Source organism: Ralstonia sp. TCR112, assembly GCF_007997035.1.
Classification (GTDB): Bacteria; Pseudomonadota; Gammaproteobacteria; order Burkholderiales; family Burkholderiaceae; genus Ralstonia; species Ralstonia edaphi.
Genome location: NZ_VOSS01000091.1, coordinates 1 through 16789, shown reverse-complemented (window position 1 = coordinate 16789; position 16789 = coordinate 1). Strand labels below are relative to the sequence as shown.

10 protein-coding genes and 3 pseudogenes are annotated in these 16789 nt (G+C 64.0%); 9 read left to right on the top strand and 4 right to left on the bottom strand.

Annotated features, from left to right (window positions below; translation table 11 throughout):
• Positions 1-27: 27 nt before the first annotated feature.
• The 4 genes and pseudogenes from FUT88_RS20455 to tssJ all read right to left on the bottom strand — a co-directional run bounded on the left by FUT88_RS20455 (position 28) and on the right by tssJ (position 5643).
• Positions 28-2732, bottom strand: a pseudogene (locus FUT88_RS20455) (type VI secretion system Vgr family protein).
• A 69-nt stretch (positions 2733-2801) separates the two neighbouring features.
• Positions 2802-3587 (bottom strand): type IVB secretion system protein IcmH/DotU, encoded by a 786-nt coding sequence (gene icmH / locus FUT88_RS20450; RefSeq protein ID WP_027678922.1) that lies wholly within the window; start codon positions 3585-3587, stop codon positions 2802-2804.
• Positions 3584-4929: pseudogene (gene tssK / locus FUT88_RS20445) on the bottom strand (type VI secretion system baseplate subunit TssK). The gene icmH and the pseudogene tssK overlap by 4 nt, the downstream one beginning before the upstream one ends.
• Positions 4930-4944: 15 nt before the next feature.
• Entirely contained in the window at positions 4945-5643 is a 699-nt protein-coding gene (gene tssJ, locus FUT88_RS20440) for a type VI secretion system lipoprotein TssJ (protein WP_147217893.1), read from the bottom strand.
• Positions 5644-5977: 334 nt separating this feature from the next.
• Between tssJ and FUT88_RS20435 the strand changes: the two genes are divergently transcribed.
• From FUT88_RS20435 to FUT88_RS20395, 9 genes and pseudogenes are all read left to right on the top strand, one after another.
• Entirely contained in the window at positions 5978-6610 is a 633-nt protein-coding gene (locus tag FUT88_RS20435; RefSeq protein ID WP_092975583.1) for a hypothetical protein, read from the top strand.
• 34 nt (positions 6611-6644) lie between these two features.
• Complete coding sequence (tssB, locus tag FUT88_RS20430) at positions 6645-7157, top strand: type VI secretion system contractile sheath small subunit (protein ID WP_009241817.1); 513 nt, start codon at positions 6645-6647, stop codon at positions 7155-7157.
• Positions 7150-8634, top strand: a complete 1485-nt coding sequence (gene tssC, locus FUT88_RS20425) for a type VI secretion system contractile sheath large subunit (protein WP_027678926.1) — start codon at positions 7150-7152, stop codon at positions 8632-8634. The genes tssB and tssC overlap by 8 nt, the downstream gene beginning before the upstream one ends.
• Before the next feature lie 105 nt (positions 8635-8739).
• Positions 8740-9242: pseudogene (locus FUT88_RS20420) on the top strand (Hcp family type VI secretion system effector).
• Positions 9243-9310: 68 nt separating this feature from the next.
• Entirely contained in the window at positions 9311-9784 is a 474-nt protein-coding gene (gene tssE, locus FUT88_RS20415; RefSeq protein ID WP_009241814.1) for a type VI secretion system baseplate subunit TssE, read from the top strand.
• A gap of 78 nt (positions 9785-9862) precedes the next feature.
• Entirely contained in the window at positions 9863-11713 is a 1851-nt protein-coding gene (tssF, locus tag FUT88_RS20410; protein ID WP_027678927.1) for a type VI secretion system baseplate subunit TssF, read from the top strand.
• Entirely contained in the window at positions 11677-12768 is a 1092-nt protein-coding gene (gene tssG, locus FUT88_RS20405) for a type VI secretion system baseplate subunit TssG (RefSeq protein WP_147217844.1), read from the top strand. The genes tssF and tssG overlap by 37 nt, the downstream gene beginning before the upstream one ends.
• 39 nt (positions 12769-12807) lie before the next feature.
• Positions 12808-15531, top strand: coding sequence for a type VI secretion system ATPase TssH (gene tssH / locus FUT88_RS20400; protein WP_147217842.1), 2724 nt, complete (start codon positions 12808-12810; stop codon positions 15529-15531).
• A 21-nt stretch (positions 15532-15552) separates the two neighbouring features.
• Positions 15553-16789, top strand: a 1237-nt coding sequence (locus FUT88_RS20395) for a type VI secretion system Vgr family protein (protein WP_147217840.1), incomplete at its 3' end; no start/stop codon positions are given.

The window sequence follows — 16789 nt, the reverse complement described above, 5'->3', positions numbered from 1 at the left end:
GTTGGTGACAGTAGATCCCATAATTGATCATGCGATTTTTGCTATTCGTTTGCGAGCCTCTTTCCCCCAATGACATTGGACCATTTGGTCTTGAAGGGAAAGAGCCAGGTCGGTGTATCCATCTTTATCTGAGCGGCCGTGAACAAATGAGCCGTCTCGCAGTTCAATAAAGTATGGTAGGTCTGGAAGAGGTGATCCGTTAGCGGCATCTCTCAATTGGAACTTGCGCTGGAACGGCCCTGTTATTGCTGCTCCTGGTAGTTCGGCCATTTTGATGTAACTGCGATTTGGCCCCTCAAACGGATGCCCAGCCCCCTTCACCGACAACAACCCCGACGTCTCAAACGTCACCGCATTTCCTTCCAGCCGGATCAACGAATCCCCGCCATGCAGCACGATGTTCTGCTGCGCGAGGATCTCCACCGAATCGGCTGACGACGTAACAGTGACGGCCTTGTCTGCCAGCACGGCCAACGCATCGGTATGCGCCTGGATGGACACCGGCCCGCCTTCGGCAATCGCGCGGATGCCGTTGCGTTGGGCAAACAGGCTCACGCCCTTTGCAGCGGCAGCGGCGATGACATTGCCAGCGGCGAGGTGCCAGTCGGCCTGCGCGGTGCCGTGCAAGTGCCGCCCGGCGTAGACGGTGGTGGTGGCCTGCGAGGCGAGCGCGATGCTGGAGGGCGATTCGGTCACCAGCAGCGGCTGGCCGAATTTATCGACGGGCTGCTGTGAATCCTGGCCATTGACGTTGCTGGGGTACTTGCCGTCTTGCGCAGGGTCGAGCGCCTTGTCGATCGGCTCGAACGCTTCGTTGGCCGCCAAGGGCAGCGCTTGCTGGCTCGCGGCGGCATCCGACAAGCGCTGTGCAGTCTTCTGCGCGGCGGTGAGTTGCCCGCGCGCTTCATGGGCGTCGAGCAGCGTGCCGACGGCTTGAGCACGCGCGGTAGTCGAGAGCAGCAGGCCACCGCCGGCGCGGACCACCGCCCAGGCATCGGTGCGCAGTTCGGCGCCGGTGCCGCGCCACGTGCCGCGGTCTCCGCCCGTGGCGCCGTGCGAGGTGACATAGCCGAGATTGAGCTGGCTGTTGGCGGTCGAGCTGGCCAGGCGCGTGCGCAACTGGCCGGGGTGATCGTCAACGACCCACTGGTTGTAGCCGTCGCCGCCAAGGCCGTGCGAGTGCCAGCCGGACAGGGCTTGCCCATGCGGCGCATCGGCAGGGGCCCAGGGCAGGGCGTCTTGCGTGTTGTGCAACTGCATGGCGATCATCGGCCGGTCGATGTCGCGTCGATAAACGTCAGCAGCACCTGCGTGCCGCCGCGCGGCAAATGATTGCCGCCCCAGTTCGGGCCCGCGCTGGCGCTGGCCACGCGCACCCAGGCGGTGACTTGCGTGCGATCGTTGCTGGACGGGTCGGAAAACGCATTGACCTCCGGCGCGCGCAGCCACGGGAAACGCACGCGCACGCGATGATCGCGGTCGGTGGTGAGCGGCGCGCCATCGTCGGCAATGACGACGGCGGCCTGGCCTTCAGGCGCAGTCGGGCGGCGTCGATAGGGCGGCACGATGGGCGCCTCGGCCGGCACGGCGACGAAACGATTGCGGTAGCTGCCCGATTCGATCTCCGTGGTGGAGAGCAACCGTGCGATGTCGGCGCCGAGGTTGTTGGCGGCTTCGTGTTCCACCTGCAGCGTGACGAACTCGCTGTGCTTGCTGTCGAAATGCTGCGTGAGCGTGAAGCGCTGGCCGGCGCCCAATTGGCGCACGCTGCCTTGGCCCTCGTAGCGCAGGTAGGCGCCTTCGTGTGCCTGCATGCGAAGTTGCGCGGCGCGGCTGGCTTCTTGCGCATTCGAATATTGATACGAGCCCGAGGCTTCAAAGCGTTCCAGCGTGGGCAGTTCGCCGCCAGGGTCGCTGGCGCTGGCCTGGGCGCTGGTCGCGGCCAGTGCCTTGTAGTCCCACGAGGCGAGCGTCACGGCGTTGGTGCCGACGCTGTGCGCGTGCGAGAAACGCTCGATCGCGTCATCGCTTTCGGTGGCGTCAACGCGGTGGAAGCGGATCTGCGGCTGTGGGCAGGCTGGCCGTTGCGCATCGTTGTCGAAGATGACGACGGTGTGACGCGACTGCGTGCTGCCTTGCTGTTGCTTGTCGTCGCTTTGCTCGTGCTCGATGCGGAACGACAGGCCTTCCTCGGCCAGCAGCCGCATCACGAACGCATAGTCGGTTTCGCGGTATTGGCAGCAGATCGATCGTTTGGCGCACGGCTGCGTTGTCGCAATCTTGTAATGTGCGGTGGGGTATTCGCTGAAGACGTCTTCGATGATCTCGAGCGCGGTCTTGTCCTGGTAGACGAAGCAGTCGCTGCGCGTGCGCAGTCGGTCAAGCCAGGGCACGACGCGCAGGCGGTAGCGTGCGAGACCGCCGTCGCCGCCAAGCGATGCGCAATCGGCCACGTAACCATGCCACGCGCGTCGCTTGCCGTCGGCTTGCACCAGGCGCAGCGTGACTTCCTGTGCGGCGAGCTTGGCCGTGTCCAGATGCGCCGACGGGCTCAGGCAATCGATATGCAGGACGAACGAGGCCGACACCGCCTCGGTGGCGGTAAAGCGCTCCACGACGAGGTTGTCGGAAGCGAGCGCCGTCTCCAGGGTGATCTGGCGGGTCTGCTGCCCGAGCAGCGCGCCCAGGACGGCTTGTGGCACGGCGGCCGGCAGGTTGGACAAAGGCTTCATCGGAACAGCGTCGCGCTGGGGTTCGTGTTGCGGTTCAGCAGGAGGATGGCACGCGGCCCATCGTGGTCATCACGGCAGCGAAATCGTCAGGTGCGAGAAGCGCGGCCCGAGCTTGATGACCTGCGAATAGCCTTCCAGCGTTTCGTTGGTCTTGGCGTTCAGCGTGTGCGACAGCCCGAGGAAGCCCAGCAGCCCGATCAGCGCAAACACGGCGCCGAAAATCCACAGCGGCGTTTCGCGCTTGAGCATGTGCGCGACCTTGTCGGGCAGCGGCCAGTGGGGCGCAAACGCGGCGCGCTTGCCTTTGATGGCGGAAATCTCGTCGCCCAGGCGTGCGGTCAGGTAAGCCAGCTTCTCGGGCCCTTCGAGGATGTACTTGCCGCGAAAGCCCAGCAGCAGGCACATGTGGAAGACCTCCAGCGCCTGCAGGCGCGGCGCACCGTGCGCACGCAGTTCTTCGAGCTTGACGAAGAAGGTCTCGCCGGCGAGCTGTTCGCCAAACAGGACGAGCTGCAGCGGGCGGCGCTCCCAGGCCGGGCGGATCGCAAAGTTGGACGACAGGATGGTTTCGTCCACCGCGGCGCAGAACGCGTACTTGGCGTCGAACACGTCTTCGGCGGATACGTTCAGGCGCTTGGCGCCACGGTCGAAATCGTCGAGAAAGGCGCGCACGCGCGAGAGGAAATCTTCTGCGCTGGTCGGCTGCTGGGCATTGCGCAACTGGAACAGCATGAAGAAACCGTCGTACAGCAAGTCGAGCAGCGTGCGGGCGTGCGTGTTGGATTCACGTGCATCCGCCGCAGCGGTTGCCGGTGCTGAACCGCCAAACAGCGAAGGGGTGGAGGTAGCGCTCATGAAGTCACCGCGATCAGTTCAAGTTTGAGTTCCCGGATGCCGGCCGGGGCATAGATGGTGAGGGTCTGCGCCTGCAGCATGCGTTCGTACAGCATGCCGCGCGCTTCCACGGCGAAGTAGCACGCGCCCGGGCGCACCGGAATGGCGGGCGGCACCTGCGGCGTATACGTGAGCGGCACACCGGGCATGGACGACAGCACGAGCTTTTCGACGTCGTCGGGGGCGCCGACCTTGAAGCGCGCCGGAATGGCTTCCACCAGCTCGGCGGCCGGCATGTCTGCCGATACCGACAAGTAGAAGCTGGTCTGGTCGTCGATCTTGCCGGAGTCGATGCGGCCCAGGTGGAACGACGGGCGCGTCTCTTCCAGCGCAATCGCAAAGTAGCGCGTGGAGATGACGGTATCGAGCAGCTCGCGCACGATCGTGTCGAGCTTGGCAAACACCGGGCCCGGATTGTCGTGATCGTAGGCGGGCAGGTCGGCCAGCGTGTAGCTCTTGGTGAACGTCATGAGCGCGCCGGCCAGGCGCAGCATTTCCTGGAACAGCGCTCCGGGTGCAGGTCTGGGTGGTGATACAGATGTGACAGCGCCGCAAACGCCGCATTGGCCGTATGCAGCAGCCAGAACGACGCAATGTCGCCGGAGCGGAATTCGATGATGTTCTTGGTCGGCTCGCGGTGGAAACCGTACAGCGCGTTGACCTTGGCCTGCAGGGCGTCCAGCAGCCGGCGCAGGCGCTGATACAGCACGGCCGAGGCGTTGATTGCCATGCTGGGCGCGACGAAGTTTTCGTCCAGCTCAAAACCGCCGGTGCCGGTGCGCCGCACGCGCACCACGGGCAGCGAGATGAACTGCTCGCGCGGTTCCGTCTCGGCAATGAGCTTGACCGACTTCTTCAGATACGTGATGGCGGCGGGCTCGGCCTCTGTATATAGGTCGGCCGTTTCCTCTTCCATACCGACAAAGCGCGACACCGATGCGCCTTCGATCTGCTCGCGGTAGTTGCCGCCGTTGTCTTGCAGCGGATACAGCGCGATGTGGAAGGTCAGTTCCGACACGCCGGCGGGAATGGCGTCGAGCACCAGCGGCGGCGGCAGTGCATCGGCCTGCGGCGCGAAGTACAGCTCGCCGTCAGGAAAGAACAGCGACAGCTCGATCACGCGCAGCACGCCGCTGGCCAGCGCATCGGTATCGAAGCGCGCGTGGCGGATGCCCCACGCATACGGCTGGATGACTTGCGCAGTCGCATGCAGGCGCGACTCGTGATACGCGTCCTGACGCTGGAAGTGCTGCGGGCGCAGGAACAGCCCTTCGCCCCAGAGAATCTTTGCGGAGTAACTCACGTTGGCCCTTGTTGTTCAGCTACCGCAAACCGCGGGGGAGAGCAGGTTGAGATCGGTCAGCGGCGTGGCGCCAGCCGGTGTGGTCAGCGTGCCGGATGTCACCGTCATGGCGCAGGCGTGCAGCCCGATCACGATGCCCGACTTCTCGTTCTTCTCGGTGTTGAAGGCAAACTTCCAGCGCTGCGAAGCGGGGCTGCGGAACAGCGCCACGACGCCGAGCGTGGTGGCTTCGCGCGAGACCTTCTCGGTGAAGTCGTAACGCTGGCCTGGGATCAGCGTCATCTCACGCACGTTGACGAGGTCGGCGCCCAGCGTCTGCTTTTCGCGCGCCGGGTCGATGAAGGTGTCATACGGCGCCTGCAGGAAGCTGGTCGGGTCCTTCAATGCATACAGACGCACCACCACCGCAACAGGACGGCGGTCGTTGGCGGCGTTCAGGTTGTTGCCCGCCGTCATCTTGAGCGGCACTTCGCGCGGCGGCTTCTGCGCATCAGGCACGTTCGACGATTTGAGCCCCATCGCTTCCAGCGCGCCGTTGGCCGCACCGGCCAGCACGCTCGCACCGGTGGAGCAAGCCGCCAGGGCGGCCACGCTGGCGCTTACCAGGATCAGCTTGAACGCCGCTGCGAGACGGTGCTTCAGAGGCTGCTTCAAACGGCTGCCGCAGCCCGGCTGCCTCGCCGCTTGCCCCCAAGCAGCATCGAATTTCATCATCTTCATGCCTGATTTCTGAATTACTTAATTCTCTTTGTTTGACCGGCGCGGCGCCTGTGCAGCTAAAGGAAACCGGTGATTTGTTTCGATTTCTTAATAAAGCAAGGCGGAAGAATGTTTCGGTTTCTTAATAATCGAAGATCGTTGCTGGATGCGGCTCTAAGGTACTGAATACAAAGGATGTTTCGGTTCCTTAATAATCCGTTTTTGGTTGTCAACGGCAACGAGCGGAGTGTACTATTTCGCGCCAGTCGAGACCAACATTTAACTCGCCAATTCCGGCGAATTTGATTGGGTATCGACACACCGCTTTGAAACTTTGAAGAGTCTCGCCGTGGCCAAATCCTCGTCTACTTCCGTTCTCCGTTCCTTCATCGTGCTGGCTGCTGCCACCGCGCTCTTTGCGGGTTGTGCGACCAACAACCCCGGACCCCAAACCGACGAGGCCTTCGGCAAGAGCATGTCGGAGGCGGAAGCTGCGGCCAAGGGCGGCCAGCAGGACAAGGCGATTGATCTGTACCAGCAGATCGCCAAGCAGAACCCGACCCGTGACGAGCCGTGGGTGCGCATCGCGCAGATCCAGTTCGGCGCAGAGAAATACCCCCAGGCCATCCTGGCTGCAGAAGAAGCCCTGCAGCGTGACAACGCCGATCGCCAGGCCAAGAGCATCCTGGCAGTGAGCGGCCTGCGTGTCGCGCGCCGCTCGCTGCAGGAACTGCGTGCCGACAGCGCGCTGGCCGGCGACGTGAAGACCGACGCGCAGGTGCTTGCCAAGATGCTGCGTGACACGCTGGGCGAACAGGTCCTGTTCCCGGGCGAACAACCGGTCGCCAAGCAGCCGGTGCGCCGCCCCGCACGCGTTGTCCGCCGTGCAGCTCCGGCTGCGGAGCACGGCACCACGGCTGCGCCGGCAGCTGCCACCGGTGCTGCCAGCGGCAGCGCAGACCCGTTCGGCGCACTGCGTTAAGCACAGCGCTGGTTCGCATTCCTGGAGGAAGGTGATGGCCAAGAAAGAAAGCGTACAGAAGCGTCTGCAGAAGGTGCGTCCGCCGCGCGTGCAACTGACGTATGACGTCGAAATCGGCGACGCAATCGAGACGAAGGAACTGCCATTCGTGGTGGGCGTGGTGGCCGACCTGTCGGGCCAATCCGAAGTGCAGCAGCCCAAGCTGCGCGACCGCAAGTTCGTCAACATCGACCGCGACAACTTCGACGAGGTGATGAAGGGCGTGGAGCCGCGCGCGGCGTTCCAGGTGCCGAACACGCTGACGGAAGACGGTGGCCGCTTTGGCGTCGACCTGAAGTTCCGTTCGCTTGAGGATTTCAGCCCCGAAGCCGTTGTCGAGCAGGTCGAGCCGCTGCGCAAGCTGCTCGAGGCGCGCTCCAAGCTGGCTGACCTGCGCAACAAGATGGCCGGTAACGACAAGCTGGAAGACCTGCTGTCTGAAGTGCTGAAGAACACCGAAAACGCGAAGAAGCTGGGCGCCAAGCAAAACGGGGGCGAGGATGCTTGAGAACCAATCCGCTGCGCAAGGCGCCTCGGTTGCGGAAGAGGTGAGCCTGCTCGACAGCATCGTCGAGCAAAGCCGCGTCGCCAAGTCCGACTCCGAGCGTGAACGCGCAAAAGACATCATCGGCGAGCTGGCAAGCCAGGTGCTGAGCGGCACCGTGGTGGTGTCCGACAACCTGTCGGCCACGCTCGACGCACGTGTGGCCGAGCTGGACCGCCTGATCTCGCAGCAGCTGAGCGCGATCATGCACGCGCCGGAATTCCAGAAGCTGGAATCCACCTGGCGCGGGCTGCACTACCTCGTCAAGGAAACGAGCACCGGCCAGACGATCAAGATCAAGGCGCTCAACGCGACCAAGCGCGATCTGACGAAGGACTTCAAGACCGCCATCGAGTTTGACCAGAGCGCGCTGTTCAAGAAGGTCTACGAAGAAGAATTCGGCACCTTCGGCGGAGCACCGTTCGGTGCGCTGATCGGCGACTACGAAATCACGCGTCAGCCCGAAGACATGTACTTCATCGAGCAGATGGCGCACGTGGCTGCGGCTTCGCACGCACCATTCATCGCCTCGTCGTCGCCGGAGCTGCTGGGCCTGGAATCGTTTGCCGACCTGGGCAAGCCGCGCGACCTGGCGAAGGTGTTCGACACGGTCGAATACGCCAAGTGGAAGTCGTTCCGGGATTCGGAAGATTCGCGCTACGTCGGTCTGACGTTGCCGCGCTTCCTGGGCCGTCTGCCGTACAACCCGAAGGACGGCACCGTGGTCGAGAGCTTCAACTTTGTTGAAGACGTCGACGGCACCGATCACAGCAAGTACCTGTGGTGCAACGCCGCCTGGGCGTTCGGCGCACGCCTGACCGCTGCGTTTGACGACTTCGGCTGGTGCGCTGCCATTCGCGGTGTGGAGGGCGGCGGCCTGGTCGAAGACCTGCCGACGCACACCTTCAAGACCGACGACGGCGAAATCGCACTCAAGTGCCCGACCGAAATCGCCATTACCGACCGCCGCGAGAAGGAACTGAGCGACCTCGGCTTTATCCCGCTCGTGCATTGCAAGAACACGGACTACGCCGCGTTCTTCGCTGCACAGTCGGCGCAGAAGGCGAAGAAGTACGACTCCGACAGCGCCAACGCCAATGCGGTGTTGTCTGCGCAGCTGCAGTACATCTTCTCGGTATCGCGCGTGGCGCATTACCTGAAGGCGATGATGCGCGACAAGATCGGCAGCTTTGCCTCGGCCAAGAACGTTGAGACGTTCCTGAACCGCTGGATTTCGCAGTACGTGCTGCTGGACGACAACGCCACGCAAGAACAGAAGGCGCAATTCCCGCTGCGCGAGGCGTCGATCCAGGTGGCGGAAGTGCCGGGCAAGCCGGGCACGTACCGCTCGGTGGCGTTCCTGCGGCCGCACTTCCAGCTCGACGAACTGTCGATCTCGCTGCGCCTCGTGGCGGATCTGCCCAAGTCGGCCAACTCGTAATTCCTGACCGGACTCTCCCCGGGGGGGAATGTTCGGGCATAACCACCCGTTACGCTCGTTACCCGTTGCAGTACCAACAACCAATCTATTGAAGAGGGTCTCTGTATGAAGGATATCTACGTCAAGTTCGACAGCCCGGCAATCAAGGGGGAGTCGCAAGACAAGGATCACAAGGACTGGATCGAAATCAACAGCTGGTCGCAGGCCATCAGCCAACCGCGTTCGGCCACGGCTTCGACGCCGGCGGCCACACGGCTGAGCGTTGCGAGCACCGCGACATGGTCTTCACGAAGGATCTGGACGTCGTCAGCCCGCTGCTGTACCAGCACGCTTCGGGCGGCACGACCTTCGGTGAAGTGACCATCGAATTCTTCCGCGCAGATGGTGAAGGCAACCGCGTGAAGTACCTCGAAGTCAAGCTGAAGAACGCCATCCTGAGCGAAGTCGATTCGCAAGTGGTCGCGCAAGGCATCCCGACCGACACCTTCAGCCTGCGCTACGCCGCTGTGCAGTGGAAGTACACGCAGCAGAAGAGCGCCGGCGGCCAAGGCGGCAACTCGCAAGGCGCCTGGAGCCTCACCAAGAACGACAAGACCTACTCGGTTTAACGTTTGGTGTTCTCCTGATGACAAGAGCCGCAGCCGCCGTGCTGCGGCATCTTGTTTTCTAGCAGCATATGAAAGGCTTCGAACCCAGCCTGCTCGACAAGCTCTTCGACGACGAGCCGCACGCGCCCATGCCCACGGCATTGCGCCAGCTCTCGCTGGAAGAACTCAAGAGCACCGTGGCACGCGATATTGAATCCTTGCTCAACACGCGCATCGTGTTGGAAGAAGAGGATTTGCACGGCTTGCCCGAATGCAAGCGGTCGCTGCTCACGTATGGCCTGAACGATTTTTCCGGCCTGAGCCTGGCCAGTTTCTACGACCGCAACTACATCTGCCAGTCGCTCACCAAGGCGATCGAGCGGCATGAGCCGCGACTGCAGCATGTGAATGTGTCGCTGGAGATCAATGAACGCGCGACCAATGCCTTGTGCTTTGGGATCAGCGCGGTGCTGCTGGTGGGGCCCGCACGCGAGCCCGTGAGTTTTGACGCCATGCTGCAACCGTCGACGCTGCGGTATTCCGTTTCGCGCGGACGCGGCTGAGACTGCACGGACCTGCACAACGCACCACCCGCAACACGCTGAAGCACCCGCAGGACCGCCACCGGACCGCCACGAAGAATGGAAGAGCTGCTGCCTTATTACGAACGAGAACTGGCCTTCCTGCGCCGGTACTCGCGCGACTTCGCCGAGCGGTATCCGAAGATCGCCGGCCGCTTGGCCATGTCGGGCGACGGCTGCGACGATCCGCATGTCGAGCGGATGATCGAATCGTTTGCCTTCCTGACCGCACGTGTCAGCAAGAAGCTCGACGACGACTACCCCGAATTTACCGAGGCGCTGCTGGAGGTGCTGTATCCGCACTACCTGCGGCCCTTTCCGTCGTGCTCGGTGGCGCATTTCGATGTGCGCGGCGTGGCTGCGCAACTGAGCGCGCCGGTCACGATTGCGCGCGGCACGTTCCTCACCACACGCATGGTGCGCAAGGTCGAATGCCGCTTCCGCACCGCATACGACGTCACGTTTGCGCCGGTGCGCGTGGCCGGCGCGACGTTCGAGCGCGCAGTGTCGGCGCCGGCCGCCGTGCAATTACCCAAAGGTGCAACGGGCGCCATTGCGATCACGCTGGAATACGTCGGCGAGCGCGGCGGTTTCGAATCGCTGTCGATGGACAAGCTGCGCGTCTACATGGACGGCGAGCCGTCCTTCGTGGCCGCGCTGGGCGATGCGCTGTTCCTGCACACCGCAGCCGGATACGTGGAAGCCGAGCGCGCCGGCGTCTGGAAGCGCCTAATTTCCGTGCCGTTGCATGAAGTCGGTTTTAGCGAAGACGAATCCCTGATCGATTGCCCGGCACGCTCGCATCCGGCCTATCGGCTGTTGACCGAGCACTTCAGCTTTGCCGAGAAATTCAACTTCTTCGACATCGACCTGGCGGCATTGCGACGCGGCCTGACGCCGGGCGTGCCGGTGCGCCGTCTGACGCTGCATCTGGTGCTGAAAGACGTGCGCAGCGATTCGCACGCCGCGCGCCTGCTCGAGAACCTGCAGCCTGAGCACTTGCGCCTGCATTGCACGCCCGTGGTCAATCTGTTCCAGCAGAAGGCCGATCCGATCCGCATCGAACATACGGCGAGCGCTTATCCGGTCGTGGCCGACAGCCGGCGCGCGCACGGCTTTGACATCTACTCCATCGACAACGTGCAGCTGGTGCGTGAAACGACGGCGCACGAGAAGGTCACGGAGTTCCGGCCGTTCTACTCGCTGCATCACGGCGAAGAGCCCGGCCGTGCGGGGCATTACTGGCTGGCACGCCGCAATGAGCTGATCGCGCAGCGCAGCCCGGGATTCGAAACGGAAATCTCCATTGTCGATACGCAGTTCGACCCCGCCAGCCCGCAGACCGACACGCTCAGCCTGACCGTCACTTGCACGAACCGGGACTTGCCTTCGACGCTGGCGTTTGGCCAGCCCGATGGCGATCTGTCGATGGAAGGCAGTTCCATCGCTCGCAACATCACCTTTCTGCGCAAGCCGACGCCGTCGATGCGGTTTGGAGGCGGGCGCGCGGCGCAATGGCGATTGATCTCGCTGCTGGCGCTCAACCATCTGTCGCTCGTGCAGAACGGTCTGCCGACGTTGAAAGAGATGCTGCGCCTGCACGACCTGCCGCGCAACGCGATCTCTGCTCGGCAGATCGAAGGCATCGTCGCGCTCGATTACCAACCGGCGACGCAGTGGCTGGCCGGCAAGCCGTTCGCCACCTTCGTGCGCGGCCTGGAGGTTCGCCTCACGCTGGATGAAGACGCCTTTGTGGGCACCGGCATGCACCGGTTCATCCGTGTGCTGGACCACTTCTTCGGCCTGTACGTCCACATGAACAGCTTTGTGCAGTTGATTGCGGTCTCGCGCCGCACCGGCAAGGAATTGGTCAAATGCGCACCCCGCAGCGGCGAATCGATCCTGGTGTGATCCGGCGGCTGCTCCAGCAGCCGCACCGGTACCAGTTCTTCCAGGCCGTGCGCCTGCTGGAGCAGCTGTTCGCGCGCGAAGGCGGCACGGCGCCCGAGCAGGCGCTAGCCACGCGCCTGAGCTTTCGCAACACGCTGTCGCTGTCGTTTCCGCCCAGCGAACTGCAGCACATCGAGGCCGAGGGCATCACCGCAGAGATGCTTGAAACCGACGCCGCGTTCATTGCCGCGCTGGAAGAGGGCGCGCTCGATTCGCTGGCGATCACGCCCACGTTCTTCGGCATGCTGGGCGGGCAGGGCGCCTTGCCCTTGCGCTACACCGAAATCGTGGCCGAGCGCGAAAGCCTCTGGCGCGACCGCGCTGCGCGTGCGTTCTTCGACATCTTCTCGAACCGGGCAACGGCGCTGTTCTACCTGGCGTGGAAGAAATACCGCCTGCCGTTCCAGTACGAAGTCGACAGCAACAAGCATTACCTGCCGCTGCTGCTATCGCTGGCGGGTGCGGCAGACAAGACGCTGCGCCGCGATCTCTCCACCACGCCGGGGCCGATCCTCGACGAAGCGCTGGCCGGTTATGCCACGGCGATCCGGCATCGGCCGGTGTCTGCGGCGTACCTGCAGCGCGTGCTGTCGGATTACTTCCAGGCGCCGATGCGGGTGGAGCAGTTCGTCGGCGGGTGGTATCGCGTGCCGGCGTCGCAGTACACGCGGCTGGGCAGCACGAACAACCTGCTGGGCGCCACGGCGTTGGCCGGCGCGCGGGTCTGGCAGCGCGACCTGCGCGTGCGCCTGTGGGTCGGGCCGCTCAAGCGTGCGCAATACCGCAATTTCCTGCCGGGTGCCTCCGGCGCGCTGGCGCTGCGCAAGATGCTGACCATCCTGTGTGGCACCACGCTCGAGTTCGAAATCAAGCTGATCCTGCGCCAGCAGGACGTGACCGGCAGCACGCTGGACAACAGCAACGACGGGCGCCTGGGCTGGGACACCTTCCTGTGTTCCCGCCCCGCGCAGCAGGACCGCAGCGATGCGCAATACACCCTCGCGCCGCTGCATTGATACCGACACATTCATCGATTCTTTCGGAGCGCTGCCGCCATGGCCATCCCACTCAAAACCCTGATCGCCAAGCTGAATGCGACGAGCCGGCAAGCCGCCGAGCGGGCCGCGTCGCTGTGCATGGCGCGCGGCAACTACGAGGTCGATCTCGAACACCTGTTCCTGGCGTTGCTGGAAAACCGCCGCAGCGACTTTGCCGTGGCCGCGCGCGCCAGCGGCATCGACCTAGCCGCGCTGCAACGTGACCTGGAAGCCGAGATCGGCCGCTTCCAGACCGGCAACACGCGCACGCCGGCGTTCTCGCCGTACCTGCCGAAGCTGTTCGAGCACGGCTGGCTGATTGCCTCGCTCGATTCGCAAATTACGCGCATCCGCTCGGGCCATCTGCTGCTGGCGCTTTTGACGGAGCCCAGCCTGTCGGCGCTCGCGCAACGTGGCTCGCGCCTGTTCGGCCAGATTGAAGCCGACCGCCTGAAGCACGACTTCGATCGGCTGACCGCCGGTTCCGACGAGCAAGAGCAGGCCGTGGACATTGCCGACGACGGCGCAGACGCTACGCACGGTGAAGGTGGCAAGCCCGCCGCGGCGTTGACGTCCACACCGGCGCTGGACCAGTTCACCGTAGACCTGACCCAGTCCGCACGCGATGGCCGCATCGACCCAGTCATCGGCCGCGATGCCGAGATCCGCCAGGTGATCGACATCCTGATGCGTCGTCGCCAGAACAACCCGATCCTCACCGGTGAAGCCGGCGTGGGCAAGACCGCCGTGGTGGAAGGCCTGGCCCTGCGCGTGGCTGCCAACGATGTGCCGCCGCCGCTGCAAGGCGTGACGCTGCGCACGCTCGACATGGGGCTCCTGCAGGCAGGCGCCAGCGTCAAGGGCGAATTCGAGAACCGCCTGAAGAACGTGATCGACGAGGTGAAGAAGAGCCCGAAGCCGATCATCCTGTTCATCGACGAGGCGCACACCATCATTGGCGCGGGCGGGCAGGCCGGGCAGAACGATGCGGCCAACCTGCTCAAGCCGGCGTTGGCGCGCGGCGAGCTGCGCACGATTGCGGCCACCACGTGGAGCGAATACAAGAAGTACTTCGAAAAAGATGCCGCACTGGCGCGCCGCTTCCAGGTCGTGAAAGTGGAAGAGCCCAGCGAGCCGCTGGCGGCCGCCATGCTGCGCGGCATGGCCGGGCTGATGGAGCGCCATTTTGGCGTGCGCGTGCTGGACGAGGCGATTACCGAGGCCGTGCGGTTGTCGCATCGCTATATCAGCGGCCGCCAACTGCCGGACAAGGCCGTCAGCGTGCTGGACACGGCCTGCGCCAAGGTGGCGTTGGGCCAGAGCGCCACGCCCGGCGCCATTGAAGACGACCAGAAAACGCTCGAACGCCTGCAAGGCGAGATCAACGCGCTGGAGCGCGAGCAAAGCGCCGGTGCGGAGCACGACGCGCGCCTGAAGGCGCTGAACGAGCAGCGCACTGAGCTGGAGCGACGCGTCGCGCAGAACACCGAACGTCTGGCGCAGGAGCGCGCGCTGGTCGCACGCATTCAGGCGCTGCGCGAGGCCCGCGAAAGCGATACCGCGCAAGCTGGCGAGGAAGACGCATTGCCCGTGGCCGCCAACAGCGACGTCGTCTCGATCCCCAAGCGCAAGCGCGCTGCCGACAAGACGGACGAGCAGGACGAGCTGGCCAAGCTGCTCGCCGAGCTGCGCGCGCTGCAAGGTGAATCCCCCATGGTGCCGCTGCAGGTGGACGGCCATGTCGTGTCGGAGATCGTCTCGGCCTGGACGGGCATTCCGCTGGGCCGCATGGTCAAGGACGAGCTGCGCACGGTGCTGAACCTCAAGCCGCTGCTGGCTGCGCGCGTGATCGGGCAGGACCACGCGCTGGACGCCATCGCGCAGCGCGTGCGCACCGCCACCGCCAACCTGGAAGACCCGAACAAGCCGCGCGGCGTGTTCCTGTTTGCCGGTCCGTCGGGCGTCGGTAAAACGGAAACGGCACTGGCACTGGCCGACATTCTCTACGGTGGCGAACGCAAGCTCATCACCATCAACATGAGCGAGTACCAGGAGGCGCACAGCGTGTCGGGCCTCAAGGGCTCGCCGCCGGGTTATGTCGGGTATGGCGAAGGCGGCGTGCTGACCGAAGCCGTGCGTCGCAACCCGTACAGCGTCGTGCTGCTCGATGAAGTCGAAAAGGCCCACCCCGACGTGCTGGAGATGTTCTTCCAGGTCTTTGACAAGGGCGAAATGGACGACGCCGAAGGCCGCCCGATCGACTTCCGCAACACCATCATCATCCTCACGTCGAATGTCGGCTCGCAGGCCATCATGCAGGCCTGCCTGAACAAGCCTGCTGAAGAACTGCCCGATACCGATGCGCTGGCAGAGCTGCTGCGCCCGACGCTCTACAAGGCGTTCAAGCCCGCATTCCTGGGGCGCATGAAGGTGGTGCCGTATTACCCGATTTCCGACGATGTGCTGGCAGAGATCATCACGCTCAAGCTGGGCCGTATCCGCGATCGCGTGGCCATCAACCACAAGGCGACGTTCCAGTGGGACAACGCGCTGGTTGAATCAGTGCTCGCTCGCTGCACGGAAGTCGATGCCGGCGCCCGCGCCGTCGACCACATCCTCAACGGCACGTTGCTGCCGCAGATCGCCGAGTCGGTGTTGACGCGCATGGCCGAAGGCGGCAGCGTCGAGAAGATCAAGGTCGGCGTCGGCAAGAACGGCGAGTTCAAGTACCGCATCAACTAAGTCGCTTCGCTGGAGCACATCATGGTCTCTCCGACCGAGTTGGCAAACCTGCTACGTGCGTCGTTCTCCCAGGCGGATCGGCTGCTGCGCCTGGAAACGCCGCTGGGGCCGAACGTGCTGCTGCCCGAACAGGTGGATGCAGCCGAGCACATCGACGCAGGCGGCTTCCGGCTGGAACTCACGGCGCTGTCCGACAACGCTGACATCGATTCGGCCAAGCTGCTCGGCCAGCCCGTGCGGCTGGATCTGCTGACGCAGCAAAGCCGAAGCGCGCTGCGGCCGTTCCATGGCCACGTGACGCGCTTCGAGCAGGTGGGGGCGAACGGCGGCCTGGTGCGCTATCGGCTGGTGATCGAACCTTGGCTCGCGTTCCTGCGCCATCGGCAAGACAGCTTCCTGTTCCAGGACATGTCGGTCATCGAGGTGATCGACAGCCTGTTTGGCGACTACCAGGGCCAAGGCCGCCTGGTCCCCGCCTGGCGCTGGGCGTTGCGCGACAGCTCGGTCTACACGCGCCGCAGCGTCATCACGCAATACGACGAAAGCGACTTCGATTTCGTCACGCGTCTGCTGGCCGAAGAAGGGCTGTTCTATTTCTTCGAGCACGAAGCCAAGGACGGCGATGCGCTGGGCGTGCATCGCATGGTCATTGCAGATTCCAATGACGTCTTTGCCGACAACGCGCAAGCGAGCATCCGCTTTGGCCGTGCAGATGCCACCGCCACCGAAGACGTGATCGACCGCTGGCAAGGCGCCCGCCGCTGGCAGACGAACGCCGTGTCGATCGCCAGCTGGGACTACCGCGCCAACGCCAAGCGCACGGCGCAACTCGGGGCGCAGCAGCAAAGCAACGATGGCCCGCAGCTGACGTTGCAAGACACGGATTACCCCGGTCAGTACTGGTTTGAAGACAACAACCAGGCGCAGCGTGTGGCGCGGCTGATGATGGAAGCGCTGGAGCTGCGCGACAAGCAGTTCGACGGCGAAGGCACAGCCCGCACGTTGGCGACCGGCACGCGCTTCCAGTTGCTCGATCACTTCGATCATGACGATGGCGAGCAGCGCTTTGCCGTGTTGGCCGTGAAGCACCAGGCGCGCAACAACTTCAACGACCGCTTCGGCCAGGTGCTGACCGAAACGCTGGGTGCACTGCGCGGCGGCGATGTGCTGGCCGCGGGAAGCAACCATGCCGCAGGCGACGACGCGCCGTTCTATCGCAACCATTTCACCGTCGTGCGCGACAACGTGCCCGTGCGCC